Source organism: Pedobacter quisquiliarum, assembly GCF_014642175.1.
Lineage (GTDB): Bacteria > Bacteroidota > Bacteroidia > Sphingobacteriales > Sphingobacteriaceae > Pedobacter > Pedobacter quisquiliarum.
This window is the reverse complement of sequence record NZ_BMIL01000007.1, coordinates 208695-231867: the sequence shown is the minus strand read 5'-3', so window position 1 is coordinate 231867 and position 23173 is coordinate 208695. Positions and strand designations below refer to the sequence as shown.

The window sequence follows — 23173 nt, the reverse complement described above, 5'->3', positions numbered from 1 at the left end:
ATCAACAATACACTATGAAAAAAATAACATATCTACTTGGATGCCTAACATTTGTCTTGGCATCTTGCGGAGGAGGCGATTCAGCGAAGACGGAGTCGGCTGCTACGACAACAGAAACTACCGCTTCAGCAGGCGAATCAGGCGGTGCAGTGCATAAAGGAAAGCAACTTATTGATAAATCAGACTGTCTGGGTTGTCATAACGAAACCACCAAAGTTGTAGGACCCTCTTACGTAGAGGTTGCTGAAAAATATCCAATGAGTGAGCTTAACGTAGATGAGCTTGCTGACAAAATCATTCGCGGAGGCTCAGGTGTTTGGGGCGAAGTTCCAATGACACCACACCCGAATTTATCTAAAGAAGACGCTAAAGAGATGGTTAACTACATCTTGTCTTTAAAAAAATAATCATTCTTTAAAACCGAATATAAGCAATGGAAAACAAAACTAATGATCAGAACGCCACAACCAGACGTTCGTTTCTAAAGACTGGTGCGATTGCGGCAGCTGCCTTCACAATTGTGCCTCGTCACGTACTTGGTGGAAATGGGTTCTTAGCACCAAGTGATAGATTAATTATTGCCGGAATAGGTGTTGGCGGTAAAGGCCAATCCGATATTGCCATGTTCCACAAGAGCGGTAAAGCAGATATCGGGTTCCTTTGTGATGTAGACACTCGTCGTGCGGCAGGTTCAGTAAAAGCATTTCCAAAAGCGAAATTCTATAAAGACTGGCGCGAAATGTTAGATAAAGAACATAAGAACTTCGATGCCGTATCTGTTTCTACCCCAGACCACAACCATGCTGTTCAAGCAATGGCTGCAATGCAATTAGGCAAACACGTTTATGTGCAAAAGCCTTTAACCCACGATATCTATGAAGCTCGTGCTTTAACAGCTGCAGCTAAGAAATATAAAGTTGTCACCCAAATGGGTAACCAGGGTGCCTCAAACGATGGTCCACGCCAAATGAAAGAATGGTATGATGCAGGCCTTATCGGTGATGTACATACGGTTTACGCCTGGACCGACAGACCAGTTTGGCCACAAGGCATTCCATGGTCGACTAACAAGAGCGAAGTTCCAAAAGAACTTGACTGGGATCTTTGGTTAGGCACTGCACCTTACAAAGAATACGTAGATAAGCTTGTTCCATTTAACTGGAGAGGCTGGTGGGATTACGGAACCGGTGCACTGGGCGACATGGGATGTCACCTATTAGAGGCTCCATTTAGCGTACTGAATCTGAAATATGCAAGCGAAGTACAGGCAAGTGTTGGTTCTGTATACGTAGACGAGTTTAAACGCGGATACTTCCCTGACAGCTGCCCTCCATCTAGCCACGTTACCTTGAAATTCCCGAAAACGGAAAAAACAAAAGGTGATGTTACGGTTCACTGGATGGATGGTGGTATTCAGCCGGAAAGACCAGAAGAATTAGAAGCAAACGAGGTATTTGGTGATGGTGGCAATGGAACATTGTTCATCGGTACTAAAGGTAAAATGATGGCGAGCACCTACTCTGCCGATCCAAGATTACTACCACTAAGCAGAAATAAGAGCATCAAAGTTCCAGAGCGTTTCGCCAGAGTTCAAGGTGGAGCAAACGGTCACTACGCGCAATGGGTAGAGGCTTGTATTGCAGGTCATGGTAAGAAAGAGGTAAGTTCACCTTTCGAAATCGCAGGTCCACTAACAGAAGCACTACTTATGGCAAACCTTGCAATCCGCGGGGTTGATGTTCAAGCCAAAGATGCTCAAGGAAAAATTAGCTACCCAGGCCGTAACATCAAGTTGCTTTGGGATAACAACAACATGAAAGTAACCAACTTTGATGCGGTTAACCAGTACGTAAAAAGAGAATACCGCAAGGGCTGGACGCTCGGCGCATAATAAATCTTTAATCTTTCTTACAGCGCCCAACTAAACCAGTTGGGCGCTTACTTAAATCTAAAAACATGAAAAAATATATCTTTTCTGCGTTGGTGCTTACCGCATTATTCAACATGGATGCAAATGCACAAGAAACCAAGAAAATAGCTGGATGGCATCCATATGGTGCTGAAAATGCTGCCCACGGATGGACAATGGAAAAAGGTGTAATCCACCTGGATCCAAAACTTCGTGAAGGTCACGGTGTAGACTTAGTAACGGACAAAGAATACGAGAATTTCGAAATGAACCTGGAGTGGAAAATCGCACCTAAAGGAAATAGTGGCGTAATGCTTTATGTTCATGAAGATCCAAAATACAAGCAGACTTATGCTACAGGTCTTGAAATGCAGGTGCTTGACAATGAAGGACACCCTGATGGTAAAATTACTAAACACCGCGCTGGCGACTTGTACGACCTAGTAAAAAGCAGCTCAGAGCCTGTGAAACCTGTTGGTGAATGGAATAAAGTTAAAGTTGTGAGCAAAAACGGAAAGCTTGAGTTCACCTTGAACGGTGTTAAAGTTGTTTCAACAACCCTATGGGATGATAATTTTAAAGCACTTGTAGCTGGAAGTAAATTTAAAGGATGGGAAGGCTTTGCAGCTTACAAGAAAGGCAGAATAGCTTTACAGGACCATGGTGATGAGGTATGGTACAGAAACATCTCTATTAAAGAACTTAAATCTAATTAATCTCCGAATACAAAATGAACTTAACGAACCGTATTAAACTATCAAGCATGATGTTCCTGGAATTTTTCATCTGGGGCTCATGGTTTGTTACACTGGGCACTTTTATAGGAAATAACCTGCAGGCAACAGGCTCACAAAGCGCCGCAGTATTTTCAACCCAATCCTGGGGAGCAATCATTGCCCCATTTATCATCGGGCTAATTGCTGACCGGTTTTTTAATGCGGAAAGAATATTAGGGGTTCTACACCTTGTGGGCGCAGTGTTAATGTACCAAATGTACCAGGCACCGGATATTTCATCATTTTATCCATATGTGCTCTCGTACATGATTCTCTTCATGCCAACCCTGGCATTAGTCAACTCCGTATCATTCAATCAAATGAAAGATCCTGAAAAGGAGTTTTCTACAATTCGTGTTTGGGGAACCATCGGTTGGATCGTTGCAGGCTTGTTAATCAGCTTCGTTTACCATTGGGATTCTCCGGAAGGCATCTCTGCAGGCTTCTTGAAGTATACCTTCCTGATGGCTGGTATTGGATCACTTGTACTTGGCTTATTCAGTTTCACCCTTCCAGCTACCCCTCCAAAGGTATCTACAGGTGAAAAAGTGAGCGTGTCTCAGATTATGGGATTAGACGCCTTGAAGCTTTTGAAGGACAGAAACTTCGCAATCTTCTTCATCTCCTCTATCCTGATCTGTATTCCATTGGCTTTCTACTACCAGAATGCAAACCCTTTCCTATCCAACATTGGGCTTGATAATCCAACCGGGAAAATGACCATTGGTCAGATGTCCGAAGTATTATTCCTACTCCTGCTACCGGTTTTCTTTACCCGCTTCGGATTTAAGAAAACGATCTTAGTGGGTATGCTGGCATGGGCAGTGCGTTATGCGCTTTTCGCGTATGGAAATGCAGGAGATCTAAGTTTCATGCTCATTATTGGTATTGCACTACACGGTATCTGTTATGACTTCTTCTTTGTATCCGGACAGATTTATACCAACTCAAAGGCAGGTGCACAGTTTAAAAGCGCTGCTCAGGGACTGATCACACTTGCAACTTATGGTATAGGTATGCTGATTGGTTTTGAGGTTGCCGGTATGATAACCGATACATACAAACAAGCGGATGGCAGCTTCGATTGGCAAATGATCTGGATCATTCCAGCAGGCATTGCCGCAGTAGTCTTCATTCTTTTCGCATTGTTCTTCAACGACAAGGAAAAGGTTAAAGTGGAGAGCATTTAACATTCAAAATGGAAGAAAAAAATAGTAGAAGAGACACCTTGAAGCGTCTGGCCATTGCCGGGGTTGCCCTGGGTACGCCCATGACGCTTCAAAGTTTCACCTTTAAATCCGACAAGAATTTGGCACTAAAAGGCAATGTAAATCATGCCGTTTGCAGGTGGTGCTTCGACAGCATCGATCTGGAAACCCTTTGTATTGAGTCTAAAAAGATGGGCATCACCGGCATAGACCTGGTGGGACCAAAAGATTGGCCAGTACTCAAAAAGCATGGTCTTACGTCCTCCATGTGTAATGGTGCTGAAATCAACCTGGTTGATGGTTGGAATGATCCTAAGTTCCATGAAACATTGATCAAGAACTACACGGAGATGATTCCCCTGGTCTCAAAAGCCGGTTACAAAAACCTGATCTGTTTCAGTGGTAATAAACGTGGTAAGGATGATGAAACGGGATGGAACAACTGCGTAGCAGGTCTTAAACAAATCATTGGCATTGCTGAAAAGCACAACGTGGTACTTGTGATGGAACTGTTAAATAGTAAAAAAGACCACAAGGACTATCAGTGCGACAGAACTTCCTGGGGTGCAGAATTATGTAAACGACTTGGATCAGAAAATTTCAAGTTGCTATATGACATCTACCACATGCAAATTGATGAAGGTGATGTGATTCAAAACATTAAAGATTACCACCAGTACATCGGCCATTACCACACTGCAGGAGTTCCCGGCAGAGCTGAAATCGACGAAACACAGGAACTCTATTATCCGGCAATCGTGAAAGCCATTCTGGCCACCGGATTCAAGGGATTTCTTGCACAAGAGTTTATTCCACGCGCAAAGGATAAACTTGGCTCGCTAAAAGCAGCCATCACCATATGCGACCAATAAAATTATTATGAACTGCAGAAGAACATTCATCAAACAAGCCGGTATTGCAGCAGCAGCCGGCTTAGTGCTTCCTTCCTTTGCCTGTGTAAAATCATCCAAAGCTGTAGGATTACAACTATACTCGCTTCGCGACTTCCTTCCAAAGGATCCCAGAGGCGTAATCGCCAAAGTTGCCGCAGCCGGATATAAAGAAGTAGAAACCTACGGGTATTCTGCCAAAGACGGCTTCTGGGGCTTAGACCCTAAATCATTCAAGAACCTGCTTATTGAAAATGGCCTTACTGCACCAAGCGGTCACTATGGTATCGACAGGTATATCCAGGATGGTAATGAAGAAGAACTAAAGGCATTCATCGCAGCGGCAAGTGCAATCGGCAGTGAGTATGTAACCGTTCCTTACCTGGGCGATAACCTTCGCCAGAATGCAGATGACTACAAGAAAGTTGCTGCAAAACTAAACACGGCAGGTGCTTTATGTAATGCATCAGGACTAAAGATTGCCTACCACAATCATGATTTCGAGTTGAAGCCATGGGGCGATACAACTGGTCTGGAAATCATGCTTAAGGAAACGGATCCCAAGCTAGTGGATTTCGAAATGGACATCTACTGGATACTAAGATCAGGTAAAGATCCTGTGCAGTTATTTAATGCATACCCGGGTCGCTTTACCATGTGGCACGTAAAGGATATGGACAAGGCAAACAACGAGAAGAACATCGAAGTTGGTAGCGGCGGCATTGATTTTAAAACCATATTCAAGAACGCCAAAAAAGCAGGTCTAAAACATGCAATTATGGAGCAGGAAAACTTTGATATGGAGCCATATGCGAGCATAAAACAAAGCCAGGAGTACATTAAAACTGAATTGCTTTAAACTATTGTAAAGTTTAAGCATATTTGTTGAAAAGTACGCCGCAATTCCGTGGCGTTAAACAAAATAGAAAGATATAGATGAAAGTCGCAGTTGTAGGTGCCACTGGTTTAGTGGGCACTGTAATGTTGAAAGTATTAGAAGAGCGTAACTTCCCGTTAACCGAGTTAATTCCTGTAGCATCTGAAAAGAGCGTTGGTAAGGAAATCAGCTACAAGGGTAAGAAGTACGCTGTCGTAAACATTGATACTGCAATTGCGATGAAACCAGCTATTGCACTTTTCTCTGCCGGTGGCGATACTTCACTTGAACATGCTCCACGTTTCGCAGAAGCAGGAACAATCGTAATCGACAATTCCTCCGCATGGAGAATGGATCCTACGAAAAAACTGATTGTGCCGGAAGTAAACGCACATGTGCTAAACATCGATGATACCATTATTGCAAACCCAAACTGTTCAACCATCCAGATGGTCGTAGCATTGAAACCCCTGCATGCAAAGTACAAGATCAAGCGTGTAGTGGTATCTACCTACCAATCGGTAACGGGTACAGGCGTAAAAGCAGTAACGCAGATGATGAATGAACGTCAAGGCATCACCGACGGACCAATGGCTTACGCCTACCCGATCGACCTTAACGTAATTCCTCAAATAGATGTTTTCCAGGATAACGGTTACACCAAAGAGGAAATGAAAATGATCCTGGAAACCAAAAAGATCCTGGATGATGAGCACATCGGCATCACTGCAACGACCGTCCGCATTCCAGTAATGGGTGGGCACTCTGAGTCAGTAAACATCGAGTTTGAACAGGATTTTGACGTTGCTGAAGTGCGTTCCATTCTGGAGCATGCTAAAGGCATAACGGTTGTAGATGATATCGCTAACCTGAAATACCCAATGCCAAAAGATGCACATGAAAAAGATGATGTTTTTGTTGGCCGCATCAGAAGAGATGAGTCGCAAGCAAACACCCTGAACATGTGGATCGTTGCCGATAACCTGCGCAAAGGTGCTGCAACAAACGCAGTGCAGATTGCAGAACTACTTCTACAAAAAGAGTTAATATAATTCAGATACCTTTAGATGTGATGATGAAATTGCCTGCAGTTTCATCATCACATTTTTTTATGCCCATTACTTTCACCATGCACAAGAACACCATCAAACAGCTGCTTTGCTATTGTCTCCTTCTAATTTGTTTTACAGCAAATGCGCAAGTGTCCACGCAACTTGAACAAGCATTCAACCGGCTTGCAGCAGATCCTCAGGCAAAATATGCAACAACAACGTTGGTAGTGCTCGATGCAGCGACTGGAAAACAAATCTTTGGACGCAATGAAAACCTGGGCGTGGCGACTGCTTCCACCCTCAAAGTCATAACCGCGGCCACCGCTTTCAGTTTGTTAGGTGAAGATTTTACCTATCAAACCACCCTTGCTTACAGCGGAAAGCTTGATGCGGATGGTGTATTGAATGGCGATCTGATTATCATTGGTGGTGGAGACCCCACGCTGGGATCCTGGAGATATGCAAATACCAAGGAAAACCAGATCCTGAACACCTGGGTGCAAGCCATCCGCAATGCGGGAATCAAATCCATCAAAGGGAAAGTAATTGGTGATGATGCACTCTGGGGCAGCAGTACCCTGCCAGAAGGTTGGATATGGCAGGATATCGGGAACTACTACGGCGCTTATCCTTCTTCATTATCCTGGCGGGAAAACCAGTTCGATATCCAGCTAAGACCTGGTAGCAGCACCGGCAGCCCGGTAAACATGTTACGTACCGTACCAGAAATGCCATACCTGAACGTCATCAACGAACTCCGGACTGGCGCCGCAGGTTCGGGTGATCATGCCTACGCCTTCCTGCCACCACTCGCTGACATTGCCTACCTACGCGGAACATGGGGCGTTGGCATCAACAAAAAAGGCATCTCCGCTGCACTGCCAGATCCAGCATTCGATGCTGCATACAGACTACAAGACACCCTAAAACGCATCGGCATCACCAGCACAGAAGCACCAACAACCACAAGGCGCCTCAGTGCAGAAAAAAAGATCAAGCCAGCCATCACCGCAAAACTCAGCAGCGTAAGCTCCCCTGCCCTCGCCGATATCATCTACTGGTTCAACAAGAAAAGCATAAACCTCTATGGAGAGCACCTCATACGTACCTTGGCCTGGAAAGCTGGTAAAGAAACCACCACCAGAAACGGCGTTCAAGAAGAATTGAGCTATTGGGCCGCCAAAGGCATAGATAAAAATGCATTAAACATTGTTGATGGCAGCGGACTGTCGCCAGGCACGCGCGTCACTGCAGCAGCAATGGCAAATATCCTGTTTCAGGCGCAAAAAGAAACCTGGTACCCAGCCTTCCTGAAGTCGCTCCCAATTAACAACGGCATGCAGCTGAAAAGCGGATCCATCAGTGATGTGCAGGCCTACGCAGGCTATTACACCGCAGCGAACGGTAAAAAATACATCATCGTCATCAACATCAATAACTACTCCGGATCGAAAGTCTCCAGTAAACTCTTCCGGGTACTGGATGTCCTTAAATGAATAGACTAAACTAAAAATCCTACTCGAAAAGCTATAAAAATAACAAGACTCCACGCTACATCATGAACAACCTGCAACCGACCAATTAATCGTCTATACCCAAAGCAGAAACACCAGATTTTCAGGGTAACATAATAGCGGCAAAGCCATTTTTTAGCCGACTTCCTCATAAATTCTTTAAATTGCAACAAATCACATATAAAGAACCTTGATGAAGAAAGTATTTCAATTACTGTGTTTGCTGTGTGTTGCCGGGCAGGCATACAGCCAGGAACAAACACAACTGATCAGCAATGTCGAAACGGAAAGTGCCGCGGCCATAAGCAGACCCATTGCCATTATCCCTGAACCTGTATCGCTGGTGAAAAACGCCGGCGTTTTTGTACTCCCAAAGAAAGTCATCATACAGGCAGAGAAATCCTCTACCATAAAGCCAGCGCTAGACTACCTTCAGCTGCATTTATCCATTCCCACCGGAAGTTTCGTAAGCACGCAGAGCGATGCGACTTCAGAAACCATCCGCTTTGTACTCAATCCACAGCCTAATCCTACCCTGGGTAAAGAAGGCTACCAGTTATCGGTAACACCGAAACTAATAACCATAAAAGCCAACACCGGCGCCGGCTTATTCTACGGCGTACAATCACTGCTCCAACTCTTCCCTGCAGAGATCGCATCGAAAGAACAGGTTGAAGGCGTAAAATGGACCATCCCCTGTGTAGAAGTTACAGATTACCCGAAACTTGCCTGGAGAGGATTAATGTTCGATGTTGCACGTCACTTCTTCACCAAGAATGAAGTGAAACAATACATCGATGCTATGGTGAAATACAAGTACAACCTGCTTCACCTCCACCTTACAGATGATGAAGGCTGGCGCCTTGAAATTAAAGGCTTGCCAAAACTGACGCAAGTTGGCGCATGGCGCGTGAAAAAAGAAGGTAACTTCGGCGATTTCGTGCCACCAACCCCAACTGAACCAAGAGACTACGGCGGTTTCTATACCCAGGATGACATCAAAGAAATCATTCAGTATGCTAAAGACCGTTACGTAGACATTATGCCGGAAATTGATGTTCCGGGTCATAGTCTTGCTGCTATTGCTTCTTACCCTGAACTTTCCTGCACGCCTGGTGCCGAAAAATACCAGGTACGTTCTGGCGAGAAAATCATGGACTGGTCGCGCGGTGCCCCGCCGATTGCGCTTGTCGACAATACGCTTTGCCCTGCAAACGAGAAAGTATATGCCTTCCTGGATACCGTTCTAACCCAGGTTGCAGCACTATTCCCATTTGAATACATCCACCTGGGTGGCGATGAAGCGCCAATTAACTTCTGGCAAAAGAACGATGCCATCAAAGCCTTGATGCAACGTGAAGGCATGAAAAAGATTGAAGAGGTACAAGGCTACTTTGAACGCCGTGTAAAAACCATCGTAGAGTCTAAAGGCAAAAAGTTCATCGGCTGGGATGAAATCCTGGAAAATCCGATGCCAGCAAATACAACCGTAATGAGCTGGAGAGGCATGAAATACGGCATTGAGGCTGCCCATAAAGGCCACGAAGTGGTGATGAGCCCGACAACGTACGCCTATATCGATTACATGCAAGGCGACGCCATCACCGAGCCGAAGGTCTATGCATCCTTAAGGTTAAACACCAGCTACGAGTTTGAACCCATTCCAAAAGGTGTAGATGCGAAGCTGATTAAAGGCGGACAGGCAAATCTATGGACAGAGCAGGTTTACAACATCCGCCAGGCAGAGTATATGACCTGGCCGAGAGGTATGGCCATTGCAGAATCTGTATGGTCACCTTCTTCAAAAAAGAACTGGAACACTTTCTTCAGCAAGGTGGAAGACCATTTCCAAAGAATGGATTACGCGGAAACCAAGTATTCTCCTAGCGCTTACGACCCCATCTTCAAGGCGTCAAGAGCTACAGACCGTTCTTTGCTGATCGATTTGACTACCGAAGTACAAGGCCTGGATATCTATTACAGCTTTGACAATTCTGAACCGGACCGTTTTTATCCAAAGTACACCGGCAAGATTACGCCGCCAAAAGATGCAACCATGTTCAAGGTGGTAACTTATAAAGGCAAGAAACAAGTTGGTCGCATCATCAGCATGCCGATCGATGAGTTGAATAAACGTGCAGGAAAAAGATAGCGCTTGAGGTATTTCGTTCATATTGGCTATAACGGCCTACACTATGGCGGCTGGCAGAAACAACCAGGCGTTGCAAACGTACAAGGCGTGCTGGAAAAGTTCCTCAGTCAGGCGCTTAAAACACCGATCGCCATCAATGGCTGCGGCCGAACAGATGCGCACGTACATGCAAGCCAGTTTTTCTTCCATATGGATGTTGAGCAGGAATGGGACTTCGATCTCCTGTTCCGGCTCAACAAACTGCTGCCGCATAACATCGCGGTGTTCGACATCATTCCTGTGGAAGCACAGCGCCACGCGCGTTTTGATGCCGTGAAAAGGTCCTACGATTACTTCCTGCATACCTACAAGAATCCCTTTTTACACGGACTAAGCTCTTATTACCTGCTGCCGGATCTGAATTTCACGGAGATGAAGCGTGCGGTGGATCTTTTACCCAAATACAAAGATTACCGCTGCTTTTGTACCAGCCCGGACAAGTACGAACATACCATCTGTAATGTAATGTCCGCTGATCTTTTCACAGATCAAAGGGGTGAAAAGCTTCGCTTTCAGATCTCTTCAAACCGGTTTCTGAGTAAAATGATCCGCATTATTATGGGCCAGCTGCTTAAAGTGGGAAAAGGGCAGCTAAGTGTAGATGGCTTTGAACATTACCTCATTTCGAGGGAAACGCCAGCACTGATCACACCGGCACACCCGCAGGGGCTGTATCTTTCAAAAGTGACCTACCCCTACCTGAATCTGCCGCCAAGAGAAGAGTTCTCCGCATTTCAGCAGAACCAGTCGGCCGACATCTGGGTACCTATTTAGCCGGCGCGTTCCGCACAGCGGCCTGTAGCAATTCCGTATTGAGATTCACACCATTGATGATCACCTGCGCTTTGTTATAATAAGGAAGACGCTCATCCAGTTTCTCCGTAATAAACTTTACCATCCCATCCACATCAAGGTCCTTCAACAAGGGCCTTTTATGTTTACCGGGCTCCAGCCTTTTCGCAAGCGCCATTGCTGGCATATCTATAAAAACGGTTAACCCGTTGGCATTCATCCATTCCATATTATCGAAATAACAAGGCGTCCCACCTCCTGTGGAAATCACGCAATCTACCGGATAGGCAAAATGCTGTAAAACCTGCTGCTCCAGACTTCTGAAAGCCGGCTCTCCATGTTCAGCGAAATACGCGGGAATAGACATGCCTGTCTCTGCGGTAATCTGATGGTCGAGATCAAAAAAGGGAACCTTCAACGCACTGGCAAGTCGCTTTCCAGAAGTGGTCTTGCCACTACCCATAAAACCAATTAGAAAAATCTTCATCTATTTATTTTGAAAATGCCATAATCAACCATTCAGCTAAACCTATATCAACGCTACAACAGCCTTAAGCTACGCCAACTTTACCCGGGGATCCACAAATGCATATAATACATCCACCAGAATATTGATGACCACAAACACAAATGCGATAAACAATATGGAACCCATCACAACCGGAAAATCAGACATCTCCAGTGCAAAAACCGTCGCCCGTCCCAGTCCGTTGTATCCAAATATGTATTCAACAAAAAAGGATCCTGCCAGTAAGGAAGCAAACCAGCCGGAGATCGCAGTAATCACCGGATTCATTGCGTTTTTCAGGGCATGTTTGTATATGATCGCGTTCCGACCCAAGCCTTTTGCACGTGCCGTGCGAATGTAGTCCTGCGCGAGTACATCAAGCATCGCACTGCGGGTAAGCTGTACAATAATCGCCAGCGGCCGCAAGCCAAGGGTAATCATGGGTAACCAAAGGTTTTTCCAGGTCATGATCTCCCCTTCAAAAGGGTCGTAGCTATATAAACTGCCGGACATGTTTAAGCCGGTATAATCACTGAGTACAAATCCAAAGAGCCAGGCAATGATAATCCCGGCAAAGAAAGAGGGCGCCGAAATACCCAGTATCGCGAAGGAATTGGCCGCATGATCAATCCAGGTATCGCGGTTCACCGCAGATACAACGCCCAGGAACACGCCAATTATCGTGGCAAAGATCATCGCCGTTGCGGCAAGGATGAAAGTGTTGGGCACGGTTTCCGCCAATATTGTCGTCACATCCCTTTTGGTCTGATAAGAACGGCGCAGATAAGGTACCTTTAAAGCAATAACATCTTCACCTGCACCAATCAGTTTAACGTAGTTGTATTTCTCCTGTTGATCTTTGCCGTGCAGCCCTATGGGCGAGAGATCATTCAAATACAAAAAGAACTGCATGGGTTTAGATCTGTCCAGTCCGAATTCCTTCCTCACCGCTTCAAGGGATTGCACATCGGCACGTTGCCCCATGGTCATCCTTGCCGGATCACCGGGAAGCACATTAAATAAGAGGAAAACAACCGTAATCACACCCGCCATCACCGCCAATCCGTAGAGAAACTTTTTAAATATGTACTGCAGCATGTTACCTGGAGAGATATTTTTCGTTTAAGGTCTCGAAATCCGGCAAGAAAGCCGCACTCCATTTATCCACCACAACGCCATTTTTAAACAACAGCAGCCCCGGACTGGAGCGTACCATGCTCTTCAACGGTACAGCATCAGCATAGAAGATTTCAATGAACAGCTTGTTCCGCTCCGAGAAGCTTTGCGCATCCTGCGCAGCATTAGAAGTCAACATCACCGTACGTACATTGAACGCTTCCGCAGCCTTTAAGGCCAGAGCATTGATGCGGCCAAAAGCAGCCGTATCGGTTTTCCGAAGATCGTAAGCCACAACAACAAGGTTGTAGTATGGATTCTCGATAAGCTCTTTCGTATAGTCTGTTCCGGAAGCATCCGAAATGTTCAGATCCTTGATCTTGATGTCATAACCTTTCTTCACCAGGCGGCGTTCCGGATCGCCTACAATCTCCCAGTTATCATCCTCCCAGATGCCCGATTTCAGATATAGCTTGTCATTCATGGACTTCGTTTCACCGGTTGATTTATGCTTCAACTGGTACAGAATCTCATACTCGTCGCCTTTCTGCCCTGCAGGAAGCTTCATCAGCGCAGGCACATTGTTTCCTACTTTGTACGGCAGGAAGTCTACAATCGGCAGTGCATAATAAGTATAAAGTGTAAATCCCAGCGAAAGCACGGTAACGCAAACCAAGATTGCAGTGCGCAGCGCAGCGGAACTAGTCAAGGCGCTGATCCGGTCCCGTTGCAGATACAGGTACACGATCATCAACAGCAGTACCACATCTTTTCCGAAGGACTGCCATGGGGTAAGTGGAATAGCATCGCCAAAGCAACCACAAGAAGTGACCACTTTAAAGAAAGCGGAAACGAATGTCAGGAAGGTAAAGAAGATGATGGTCACCAGCAGTGCCATGGTCACCTTTTTCGGCCAGAAGCCACAAAGCAACAAGGCACCAAGCACAATCTCCACGATACAAAGCAACATGGCGATTCCTGTCGCAAAGTCGCCCAGAAAGGCTATGTGAAAAACATCGAAATACTCCTGCAGCTTATAACCAAATCCCATCGGATCATTGGCTTTAATCAAGCCAGAGGCGATAAAAAGCAGACCTACAAATACCCTGCAGAAGTTTAATGCTATGTTTTTCATCTTAAAATTTCATTTATTTAGCGCCTAAGGCTGTACCTGCAACTACTTTACGCCAAGTTTAATCAGCGCAAAAACGGCATAGTTTATCATGTCCTGATAATTAGCAGCAATGCCTTCAGACACGACAGTCTGCCCCGCGTTATCTTCAATCTGCTTTACGCGTAAGATCTTCATTAAGATCAGATCGGTTAATGAACTGATCCGCATGTCACGCCACGCTTCACCATAATCATGGTTTTTGGCGAACATCAATTCTTTGGTTGTATTTACATGCTGTTCAAACAGCGTATTAACAAGCTCCAGCTCCAATTCATATGGATCCTCCGTACGAAGTTCCATTTGCATCAAAGCAATCACACAGTAATTCACGATCCCGATATACTCGGAGGTAATGTCTTCCCCTACCTTGTTCACTTTGGTCTCTTCAAGGGTGCGAATTCTTTGCGCCTTGATGAAGATTTGATCGGTTATTGACGACAGCCGAAGGATGCGCCAGGCCGTGCCATAATCTTTGGTTTTCTTAAGAAAAAGCGATTTACAAACCGCGATAACTTCGTCGTATTCTAATGAGGTACCTTTTGCCAAAACAATGAGAAATTTAGTCTAAAGCTGTCCTAATACTGTATTTTTGCATTAAAACATGGCTAAAGATACATTTTTAAACCGAAAGACGACACTGAACATCGGCGGGGGACTCTTAGATCTGCGCACGCCACATGTGATGGCGATCCTGAACATAACCCCTGATTCTTTCTACGCAGCAAGCCGTACTGCATCCATTGAGGAAGCGATGAAAAAGACCGCAGCTTTCCTTGAAGCTGGTGCAACGATCATCGACATCGGCGCATATTCATCCCGCCCTGGTGCAGCAGACATCACCGAACAGGAAGAGCTGGACAGAATTGTTCCCGTAGTTGAAGCATTGGTGAAAGCTTTTCCGGAGGCTGTGCTTTCCATAGATACTTTCCGTCCGCCGGTAGCAAAAGCCACTGTCGAAGCCGGGGCCCACATCATCAATGATATTTCCGGGGGTACCCTGGATGACCGTATGTTCGAAACTGTTGCCGCGCTGAATGTGCCTTACATCCTGATGCACATGAAAGGCAGCCCACAAACCATGCATATTGAGCCCCACTATGATGATGTGGTGCTTGAAGTGGTGGATTACTTCTCAAAGAAGGTTGCTGCACTTCGCCGGCTTGGCGTGAAAGATATTATCCTGGATCCGGGTTTCGGGTTTGCAAAAAACCGCGATCACAGCTACGAACTGCTCAACCACCTGGAAGATCTGAAGATCTTTGGACTGAGCTTGCTGGTTGGTTTTTCACGGAAGTCCATGATATCCAAATTCCTTAAAGTGGAACCTGCAGATGCGCTGAATGGCACCACGGTGTTAAACACCATAGCCTTACAAAAGGGTGCGAGTATCCTGCGTGTGCACGATGTCCGCGCCGCTTTAGAATGCATCAAGTTGGTTGAACGCACACAACGCCGCTGATATATTTTTCTTAAATTGCCAAAATGAAAGGTTTTGATTTTGATTTCGATTTCATAAAGATCACCGCAACAGATGTCGTAGACATCTTCCTGGTTGCCATGCTGATCTATTATGTTTACAGTCTGATCAAAAATACCCTTGCCGTAAACCTGCTGCTGGGCATGTTTATGATCTTGATCTTCTGGTTTATGGTAGACAAGCTGAATATGAACATGCTGTCTACAATCATCAAAAAGTTTATGGACGTCGGCATCATCGCCCTCATCATCATCTTCCAACCGGAAATACGACGTTTTCTACTACTTATTGGTAAAAACACTTTCCTGCAGAAAAACAAGGCCTGGTGGGGTTATCTTTTTGGAACCAAAAACATTGAAGTAAATAACCTGATACGCATCCGTCCCATTATAGAAGCTTGTAAAAGCATGAAAAAGAGTCGTACAGGCGCCCTTATCGTGTTTGTAAAATACTACGACGACCAGCTCTTTGCAAATAGCTGCGAGACGATCGACTCCAGAATATCTAAAAGACTCCTGGAAAGCATTTTCCAGAAAAACAGTCCGCTTCACGATGGTGCAGTGGTAATCTCTGAGAACAAGATCAAAAGCGCCAGCTGCATATTGCCTTTAACAGATAACGACACACTGCCCCCTCAATTTGGACTACGTCACCGTGCCGGCATCGGTATTTCGGAGAATACAGACGCTGTAGCCGTTATTGTGTCTGAAGAAACCGGCGAGATCGCCTACGCGAAACAAGGTCGCGTAAGAATGAATGTGTCCTTCGGAGAACTTGAAAAACTCCTGAACAAGGATTTTTAACAGTCAACATAAATCATAGTTTAAATTCCAAGCTAAGCTGTACAGATTAGCAGGGTAAACGCGTGCCAAAAGCTTCAGAGATAACAAGGTCCCGACAGGGCCTTCACAGGGGGTCCACAGGGGGTTAACAGAGCCCCAGCCTAGTTATCCCCCTGCCGACCCTTTATGGCGGACTTGTCCACCGCTTGTCATCCCAGATTTTGGCTTAAACAAAAAGAGACCGCCTTAGGCAGTCTCTTCAAGTATGATTTTCATGAAAATTAGCAGTATTGCTCGAAAGCGCCAACCAGGCTATCCGCAATCATTTGCGCCGGGCGACCTTCAATCTGATGACGTTCAATCATATGAACCAATTTACCATCCTTGAACAAGGCCATAGCTGGCGATGAAGGTGGGAAAGGCATCATATAAGCTCTTGCTTTATCTACCGCATCTTTTTCCATACCTGCAAAAACGGTAACCAGTTTATCAGGATGTTTTTCATTAGATGCCGCCATTTTAGCTGCAGGGCGCGCATTCGCTGCTGCGCAACCGCAAACAGAGTTTACAACAACAAATACAGTTCCTTCGCTGTTGATTGCAGAATCTACTTCCTCAGCAGTCTTCAATTCCTGAAAACCTACATTCGTTAACTCTGCACGCATTGGTTCTACCAAATATTCTGGATACATATCTTAAATTTTAATTTTTTAAATTCTACACTTCAAAGATAACGCACCGCAACGTGGCATCAAAGCTAATCCGCAAGGCGCCAAGTGTTTTTACCTTTATATTACGATGGTCAATTAACCAAACGGTCTACTGCAACTACATGTGCTTTGAAATCCATGCACTTATTTAATATCACATTCGCATTATAGTCAACAATGCAAATGATCTTGCAGCCATGTTTTTTCAGATGCATGTGCTGGTCTGCAATGACATCGTAATTGTCTGAGTCGAACTTTCGATAGCCAGTCTGACTGTTGTAATAGATAATCCTGTACATATCGCAAAACTTATCTGGTTACAACGATAAACCGGCTCATGTAGTTCATAAAAAATAATCTTTTTTCCAGAGAGACGTCATTGGTTGGGTAGTGCCTAGAGATGGGACCGGCATTTGCAACATAGCATGTAGAAAGCACACTGAAACGCGACATGCGGCTGTAACCCAGATAATTCATGCTAATTCTCGTAAATTATCGTGAAAATGTGGGTAATAAAGCAACACATTGCGGAGACATTGTACAACAACAAACGCTAATTATTGTTCAAAATTTAAAATTTAGTAAAAATGTCACTACATCACGGAAACACAATCGAGAAAGTTATTAGAAGAGAAGGACACTCTTTAACTGATGTAGCAAGATTGGCCCGGGTAAACAGAAGATCAGTTTATAACTGGTTTATGAAGCCTAAACTGAAACCAGATATCATACACCGTATCGGTCGCGTGATTGACCACGATTTCTCCGTGGAATTTCCGGATCTTTTTACGGCAGAGGATTTCAAAGCCAAGCAAAAAGCAGAGCCTGCAGTGGCGCCGGTTGTAGAAGAATTTGACATTTGGAAAGAGAAATATTTAGATCTATTAGAGCGCTATAACCAACTTTTGGAATACGAGGAGCGTAAACTTAATCATGCAGCTCATGTTTAAACTTGTCTTTATAAACACCAGCAACAAGCTTTACAACCTGGAGTTAAAGCAAACGCCGAGCGACTACTTCATAGAGAAGTGTAAAGACGCCGGCTATCGCGTATTGTGCGTGATAGAGGATGAAGTCGTGAAGATTAAAAATCCGAACATCACCGAACGGTTCCTACAGGAATTCAGCTACGAGCAGAACTAATTCATAAAGAATCACGCTCGTTCCATTTATCAATAAAGCGATTGAACGGTCCTATTGCCAAAACTGCCAGACCGGCGACTGATACTAGAAATAGTAAATCCATGTGCTTAAGGTTTAAGTGTGTGTTAATTCCTTGTTAATAAATTTAATAAATGGAATTTTCGTTCCTCTTCACAACTTTAAGCACAACAGTATACATTTTTCTTATTTCAGTGTGATATCTTAAGTTGATTAAACTTTTTAGTGTCTGATTTAATTCTTTGACCCGAATGGTTTTATGCTCAGCGACAGCGCGACGCCCCTTGACCGCAGATTGTAGTCGTAATATCCTATGCCGGTAAGCGGGAATTTTATAAATGGCTGAATGCCAACACTCACTTTATCTGAAACCTTACGTTCTATACTTACAGAGATGTTGGCGATGCCTAAGAGGTGCTTGTTTTGATTATTAAGCTCCAGCATACTCTGCTGCGTTACCCCTGCCGCATTGGTACTGCTGAATTTGTACTTTTCTTTCAGCATGAAATAGCTTGAAACCCCGGAGTTCAGCGCTATCGAATAATTCTTTTTACTTAATATCTGATAGTTCACATTCACAGGGACATCTATCACGTAACAATCGGCATTTAGGGACCATGGTAAGTTGGCCTGCCCTACTGTGGCCACATTCCCACCGTAGTCGTACAGCTTGCGTGCGTAAATGGCACCTGTAGATATGCTCATTTTCTTTGAAAGCGGATAGGTTAGCAATAAACCAACGTTTGAGCTGATCTTCGTGCCGACACTGGTTTTCGAGTCAGTGATGTCCGGCGCCGCCAAAAACGTGAAAGTTAACTTACCGCGGTTGCCGACTGGTTCAAGCACAGCTGATTTAGTCTGGCTTTCCGGCCTGCTTGCTTCTGTCGTTGTTCCCATGCTTGTGGTATTGGGTTTACGCAGCACTAAGGCAATCTGTTGTTCCTGATCATGCTTTTGAGTGTTAAACAGCGTAGGCATGAAACCTTTCAGCATCGGCTGTGCTGCGCCAAGCGGAGACGCACCTACCTTAAGGGACATTGAATCCAGGCCTGTGGCCAAAGGCTGTTTCAAAGAAGGTTCTTGCTTCGCCAATGCTTCCGGTTTATGCGCTACCTTCTCTAAGGCCGGAGCGATTTTGTCTATAGCAGGTTGTACGGCATCCTTTCCTGGTTTGGGTTTGGTTTTAACAATTGTATGTTGCCGCTTTTGTATCGGTTGATTCTGGTCCGCCAAAAATATAAACAGCACGAGCAGCAATGCCGCAGCGACCCCTGCTCCGGCGTAAATCCATAGCGGAGTTGTTCTTCTGGCTTCGCTGGCGGCTAACTTTTGCGCCATCTTCTGCCAGTCCAGCTCATTAAAGGGAATATCCGGATCTTCCATCCCCTTTTTGAATAATTGATCTATGTTGTGCTCCTTTTTCATTCCTGTTTATTTATTTGCTGCAAGGGAACCGAGGCTGGTTGCCCGGAAGTCCGTTCATGCGCCATTAATCTTTCTTGCAATCTTTGCCGCGCCTTAAAGAGATTGGATTTTGAGGTGCCTACTGAAATATTCAGCAATGCTGCAATCTCTTCATGGGTGTACCCGTCGATTGCATAAAGATTAAAAACAACCCGGTATGCGGGAGATAGCCCTTGGATCAGGTGCAGCAACTCTTTATATGCGAGATCAGCATGAATTGGCGCTTCCTGCCCTAGGTGCTCATGACCGCTGATGTCGTCGTGATTGCTGAACTTCAGGTTCAGCCGGTATTTATCAATAGCGGTGTTGGTGATGATTTTCGCGAACCACGTTTTGAAAGGTTTTGATGTTTCATACTTGTCGATGTGGGTAAATACCTTTAAAAAGCCATCGTTCAGCACATCCCCGGCATCAGATTCATTTAGCGCATACCTCCGGCAAATGCCCATACCATAGGCATAAAATTCCTTATAGAGCAGGTACTGACTGGACCTGTCTTTCCGAATACATCCGTTGATGATTTCCTGCACGCGATAACGATACTTAAATGTGCTATTCTGAGGGTGTTTACGGTTGGGGCTGGGAAAAGGTTGCCTGATCAACAAAAAATATATTTCTGCAAGTACTGGCAACCTTTAGAAAGCGCATGGCGTAACCTCAGCAACTAACCTAACCAATCATCTTCAAGTTAATCAACATGTTAAGTACTTACAAACAAAAACAGCGGGTTGTACACATTTGTATTTACCTGGCGATTACGATCATTTACCTGCTGCTGGCCAGTTGCAGTAAAAAGCAGGCAGACGAGATCGCACCTGAACCTCCGCCACAAGAGAAAGTTACCTACAACAACTTCGCGCAAGCACTATTTCAAAGCAGGTGCAGTGGCTGCCATGCCGCTGGCGGACCCGGTTCCGGCGCCTTTACTTTCAGCGGCTATGCTTCGGTAGTTGCCAACGCGGAACGCATTCGGCAGGCGGTGATCGTTACTAAACGCATGCCGCCCAACGGTAGTCTTTCCGCAGCAGAGCTGGAATCGCTAAGCAAGTGGTTTGAAGATGGAATGACTCAACAATAAATCCCGACCAACATGAAACTCATCCCGATAATTATTATCCTACTTGTGATGTGCCATGATCCCCTTTCTGCACAGAACATCCTGATCAGTAACAAAGCAGCGGTATCTTTCTTTTCCAGCACAATCGTGGAAGACATTGAAGGTAAAAGCGTGATGGGCAGCTCAGCCATTGATGCGAAAACCGGCGACATTGTCTTCAAGGTGCCCAATACCTCTTTTCAGTTCAAGAAGAAACTGATGCAGGAACATTTCAACGAGAACTACATGGAATCCGAAAAGTACCCAACTTCCGAGTTTAAAGGAAAGCTGGACCGGCCCATCGATCTGAATGCAAACGGAAGTTATAAGGTAAACGTTATCGGTAAACTTACCGTTCACGGCGTTAGCAAGGACTATAGAACCACTGCCGACATCAGCGTCAACAACGGTGCGGTGACCGCGAAGTCCGTCTTCAAAGTAAGGGTAGCCGATCATAACATTAAGATTCCGACACTAGTGTTTAAGAACATCGCGGAGCTCGTAGAAGTGCGCATCCAGGCGCTATATCAACCAAAAAAGTAGAACCCACATGAAGAAGATATTTACACTGGCACTGCTGCTATGTGCTCATTTCGGCTATGGTCAGACCGAATTAGAGAAAGAACTGACGACGAACACCGGCGCATCGGAAAAAGTGAGCGCTACGTTTAAGTCCACCCGGCTTATCAACGGGCACACGAATGAAACCATTCACAAGAACGAGCTCGACTTTAAGGTAGACCACCGGTTCGGCGACATCGCCGGCAGCAATGGTGGGCTGAGGCAGTTTTTTGGTTTGGATAATTCGACGGACATCCGCATTGGCTTTGAATATGGTCTTTCAGACAAGCTGACCGTGGGGCTTGCACGTGCTAAAGGCGCAACAACCGTCCAGCAGCTTTACGAAGGCAGCTTGAAGTACAAACTTCTGGAACAGACGGTGGACGGGCGTGTTCCTCTAGCAGTCACGCTCTTCGGCAGCAACACCGTGTCGGCGGTGCGAGCCAACCGGGAAGACCCTACTTCCGCAACTGCTTACGAAAACTTCGGTGACCGCATGAACTACGTCGCACAGCTGATCCTGGCAAGAAAGTTTAACAGCAACTTTTCTTTCATCATCAGTCCGACCTATGTGCATCGGAACTTTACGGTTTTCAGGGATCAGAATGATCTGTTCGCCATTGGCGCAGGTGGAAGGGCAAAAATCAGCAAGCGTATGGCACTGGTTATCGACTACTTCCTCCCCTTCCGCAATTCGGAAGATCAAGCCTATCTGGAGCGCGTTGGCAACCGCAAGTTCTACAATCCCTTGGGTGTTGGACTGGAAATCGAAACAGGGGGACACGTGTTCCATTTAAATTTCACCAATGCCACTGCGATACAGGAAGTTCAGTTCATTCCAGAAACAACGAGTAGCTGGACTAAAGGTCAGTATCGCTGGGGCTTTGGCATTTCCAGACGTTTTACACTAGGAAAGGAATAGGAACTGCTTTACTTTACGTTTTTAACAAATGGCAAAGCTGATCCCGACCATGTAGAAGGCAATTTACCATCCCATTTTTCAATGGCCTGCTGCTGCAGCAACTCTGGGGTAATACCTGAGGAGATGATTTTATTTTCAAGTGCCTTTAATTCTGCCAGCTGATTACGTTTCCGCTGTTCAATGATTTGCTGATCCAATACCGACACGTTGGTGTTTACCTCGTTTCGGTTATCGATCTTCTTGGTTACTTTATCACTGAATTCAAGCTGACTGGAGAATTTCGTTAAGTTTAAACCGCGGTTGTTAAACTCTTTTTCAACAAGATTTTGCACCCGCTCTTCGAAACGAAGGGAGCCGCCGTTTGCCATCAGGCTGTCTGTGGTAAATTTCCGGCTTTCTTCTTTCATGATGTCGTAAATCTTGGCTTCGAGGATATTGTCTTCAAGTGCACGCATGAAATCTTCACCAGAACCAAGTTGTTTGTTTTGAAATACGACATCTACTGCGCGATTTTCGATAACGGCATAGCTGTACGTTGGGTTGGATTGGAAAGCCGTATTATCGGCTGCTTTAAGATTTACCGGAATGTCAAACTTGGCGCGCTGTTCAAATAGCGGAACCTGAAAGAGTTCTGTGCCCGGGTACAGGGTGTTCACGCGACCTTTGGTTGTACTGAAATCGGCTTTGCCGGCTTTACCATAGTTTTCCATGAGCACACCAACGTAGTTTGGCGCTACACGCTCGCAAGAAGAGATCATCAGGACTAAGGCGGCAATAACCACCACGACAGCTATACTAATATTTTTTACCATTTTGTTTTATTAAATAGATGATTGAGATTACGACAGTTGTGACGGCGAGCAAGATGCCCGCATAGGGATTGTAGTGGTTGAAAATCCAGGCCGACAGCCAAAGCAGTACAATGGCGATCCCGGCAAGGAACACGAATTTGTATGAAGTCATAAGATGTTTCGGAAGGGTGAGACCTTAAGA

Annotated in this window: 27 protein-coding genes; 17 read left to right on the top strand and 10 right to left on the bottom strand. The window is 45.3% G+C overall.

Features of this window, described 5'->3' with window-relative positions; translation table 11 throughout:
* The first annotated feature begins 14 nt into the window (after positions 1–14).
* The 10 genes from IEW69_RS11990 (at position 15) to IEW69_RS11945 (ending at position 11191) form a co-directional block, all read left to right on the top strand.
* Positions 15–407 (top strand): c-type cytochrome, encoded by a 393-nt coding sequence (locus IEW69_RS11990; protein ID WP_188627093.1) that lies wholly within the window; start codon positions 15–17, stop codon positions 405–407.
* A 26-nt stretch (positions 408–433) separates the two neighbouring features.
* Positions 434–1891 carry a Gfo/Idh/MocA family protein gene (locus IEW69_RS11985; protein ID WP_188627092.1) on the top strand — a complete coding sequence of 486 codons (1458 nt, stop codon included), beginning with the start codon at positions 434–436 and terminating at the stop codon, positions 1889–1891.
* A 65-nt stretch (positions 1892–1956) separates the two neighbouring features.
* On the top strand, positions 1957–2625 hold the full coding sequence (locus IEW69_RS11980; RefSeq protein WP_188627091.1) for a 3-keto-disaccharide hydrolase: 669 nt from the start codon (positions 1957–1959) through the stop codon (positions 2623–2625).
* Between the two features lie 14 nt (positions 2626–2639).
* A complete protein-coding gene (locus IEW69_RS11975) occupies positions 2640–3875 on the top strand; it encodes a nucleoside permease (protein ID WP_188627090.1) in 1236 nt (411 codons plus the stop codon).
* Between the two features lie 8 nt (positions 3876–3883).
* Positions 3884–4765, top strand: coding sequence for a hydroxypyruvate isomerase family protein (locus tag IEW69_RS11970; protein WP_188627089.1), 882 nt, complete (start codon positions 3884–3886; stop codon positions 4763–4765).
* Positions 4766–4772: 7 nt separating this feature from the next.
* Entirely contained in the window at positions 4773–5642 is an 870-nt protein-coding gene (locus IEW69_RS11965) for a sugar phosphate isomerase/epimerase family protein (RefSeq protein WP_188627088.1), read from the top strand.
* Positions 5643–5719: 77 nt separating this feature from the next.
* Entirely contained in the window at positions 5720–6712 is a 993-nt protein-coding gene (locus IEW69_RS11960; protein ID WP_188627087.1) for an aspartate-semialdehyde dehydrogenase, read from the top strand.
* Positions 6713–6861: 149 nt separating this feature from the next.
* Positions 6862–8208 carry a D-alanyl-D-alanine carboxypeptidase/D-alanyl-D-alanine endopeptidase gene (gene dacB / locus IEW69_RS11955; protein WP_229663607.1) on the top strand — a complete coding sequence of 449 codons (1347 nt, stop codon included), beginning with the start codon at positions 6862–6864 and terminating at the stop codon, positions 8206–8208.
* 211 nt (positions 8209–8419) lie between these two features.
* On the top strand, positions 8420–10378 hold the full coding sequence (locus tag IEW69_RS11950) for a beta-N-acetylhexosaminidase (RefSeq protein ID WP_188627086.1): 1959 nt from the start codon (positions 8420–8422) through the stop codon (positions 10376–10378).
* Between the two features lie 3 nt (positions 10379–10381).
* Complete coding sequence (locus IEW69_RS11945; protein WP_188627085.1) at positions 10382–11191, top strand: tRNA pseudouridine synthase A; 810 nt, start codon at positions 10382–10384, stop codon at positions 11189–11191.
* Here the strand turns inward: IEW69_RS11945 and IEW69_RS11940 are convergent.
* The 4 genes from IEW69_RS11940 to IEW69_RS11925 all read right to left on the bottom strand — a co-directional run bounded on the left by IEW69_RS11940 (position 11184) and on the right by IEW69_RS11925 (position 14553).
* Entirely contained in the window at positions 11184–11696 is a 513-nt protein-coding gene (locus IEW69_RS11940; protein WP_188627084.1) for a shikimate kinase, read from the bottom strand. The genes IEW69_RS11945 and IEW69_RS11940 overlap by 8 nt on opposite strands.
* 69 nt (positions 11697–11765) lie before the next feature.
* Entirely contained in the window at positions 11766–12815 is a 1050-nt protein-coding gene (locus IEW69_RS11935) for an ABC transporter permease (RefSeq protein WP_188627083.1), read from the bottom strand.
* Between the two features lies 1 nt (position 12816).
* Positions 12817–13968: a BT_3928 family protein gene (locus IEW69_RS11930; RefSeq protein WP_188627082.1), complete on the bottom strand. Its 1152-nt coding sequence runs from the start codon at positions 13966–13968 to the stop codon at positions 12817–12819.
* A gap of 42 nt (positions 13969–14010) precedes the next feature.
* A complete protein-coding gene (locus IEW69_RS11925; RefSeq protein WP_188627081.1) occupies positions 14011–14553 on the bottom strand; it encodes a DUF1599 domain-containing protein in 543 nt (180 codons plus the stop codon).
* 55 nt (positions 14554–14608) lie between these two features.
* On the opposite strand from IEW69_RS11925, the gene folP reads away from it, so the two are divergent.
* The gene (gene folP / locus IEW69_RS11920) at positions 14609–15466 is read left to right on the top strand and encodes a dihydropteroate synthase (protein ID WP_188627080.1); all 858 of its coding nucleotides are present in this window, start codon (positions 14609–14611) and stop codon (positions 15464–15466) included.
* Between the two features lie 23 nt (positions 15467–15489).
* The gene (gene cdaA, locus IEW69_RS11915; RefSeq protein WP_188627079.1) at positions 15490–16287 is read left to right on the top strand and encodes a diadenylate cyclase CdaA; all 798 of its coding nucleotides are present in this window, start codon (positions 15490–15492) and stop codon (positions 16285–16287) included.
* Positions 16288–16547: 260 nt separating this feature from the next.
* Here cdaA and IEW69_RS11910 read toward each other — a convergent pair whose 3' ends face one another.
* A complete protein-coding gene (locus tag IEW69_RS11910; protein ID WP_188627078.1) occupies positions 16548–16958 on the bottom strand; it encodes a BrxA/BrxB family bacilliredoxin in 411 nt (136 codons plus the stop codon).
* A gap of 110 nt (positions 16959–17068) precedes the next feature.
* Positions 17069–17275 carry a hypothetical protein gene (locus tag IEW69_RS11905; RefSeq protein ID WP_188627077.1) on the bottom strand — a complete coding sequence of 69 codons (207 nt, stop codon included), beginning with the start codon at positions 17273–17275 and terminating at the stop codon, positions 17069–17071.
* A 288-nt stretch (positions 17276–17563) separates the two neighbouring features.
* Here IEW69_RS11905 and IEW69_RS11900 point away from each other — a divergent pair, with 288 nt between their 5' ends.
* Both IEW69_RS11900 and IEW69_RS11895 read left to right on the top strand, forming a co-directional pair.
* Positions 17564–17926 (top strand): hypothetical protein, encoded by a 363-nt coding sequence (locus IEW69_RS11900; protein ID WP_188627076.1) that lies wholly within the window; start codon positions 17564–17566, stop codon positions 17924–17926.
* Positions 17919–18119 (top strand): hypothetical protein, encoded by a 201-nt coding sequence (locus IEW69_RS11895; protein WP_188627075.1) that lies wholly within the window; start codon positions 17919–17921, stop codon positions 18117–18119. The genes IEW69_RS11900 and IEW69_RS11895 overlap by 8 nt, the downstream gene beginning before the upstream one ends.
* Positions 18120–18371: 252 nt before the next feature.
* Here the strand turns inward: IEW69_RS11895 and IEW69_RS11890 are convergent, their stop codons facing one another.
* Entirely contained in the window at positions 18372–19562 is a 1191-nt protein-coding gene (locus IEW69_RS11890) for a porin family protein (protein WP_188627074.1), read from the bottom strand.
* Complete coding sequence (locus tag IEW69_RS11885; protein ID WP_229663606.1) at positions 19559–20131, bottom strand: RNA polymerase sigma factor; 573 nt, start codon at positions 20129–20131, stop codon at positions 19559–19561. The genes IEW69_RS11890 and IEW69_RS11885 overlap by 4 nt, the downstream gene beginning before the upstream one ends.
* Before the next feature lie 167 nt (positions 20132–20298).
* Between IEW69_RS11885 and IEW69_RS11880 the strand changes: the two genes are divergently transcribed.
* Genes IEW69_RS11880 through IEW69_RS11870 form a run of 3 tightly spaced genes read left to right on the top strand, consistent with a single transcriptional unit; the run spans position 20299 to position 22180 of the window.
* Positions 20299–20679 (top strand): c-type cytochrome, encoded by a 381-nt coding sequence (locus IEW69_RS11880; protein ID WP_188627073.1) that lies wholly within the window; start codon positions 20299–20301, stop codon positions 20677–20679.
* Between the two features lie 12 nt (positions 20680–20691).
* Entirely contained in the window at positions 20692–21240 is a 549-nt protein-coding gene (locus tag IEW69_RS11875; RefSeq protein WP_188627072.1) for a YceI family protein, read from the top strand.
* 7 nt (positions 21241–21247) lie between these two features.
* On the top strand, positions 21248–22180 hold the full coding sequence (locus IEW69_RS11870; protein WP_188627071.1) for a DUF5777 family beta-barrel protein: 933 nt from the start codon (positions 21248–21250) through the stop codon (positions 22178–22180).
* An 8-nt stretch (positions 22181–22188) separates the two neighbouring features.
* Here IEW69_RS11870 and IEW69_RS11865 read toward each other — a convergent pair whose 3' ends face one another.
* Entirely contained in the window at positions 22189–22992 is an 804-nt protein-coding gene (locus IEW69_RS11865; RefSeq protein ID WP_188627070.1) for a hypothetical protein, read from the bottom strand.
* Complete coding sequence (locus tag IEW69_RS11860) at positions 22976–23143, bottom strand: hypothetical protein (protein WP_188627069.1); 168 nt, start codon at positions 23141–23143, stop codon at positions 22976–22978. Before IEW69_RS11860 ends, IEW69_RS11865 begins: the two co-directional genes overlap by 17 nt.
* Positions 23144–23173 lie beyond the last annotated feature (30 nt).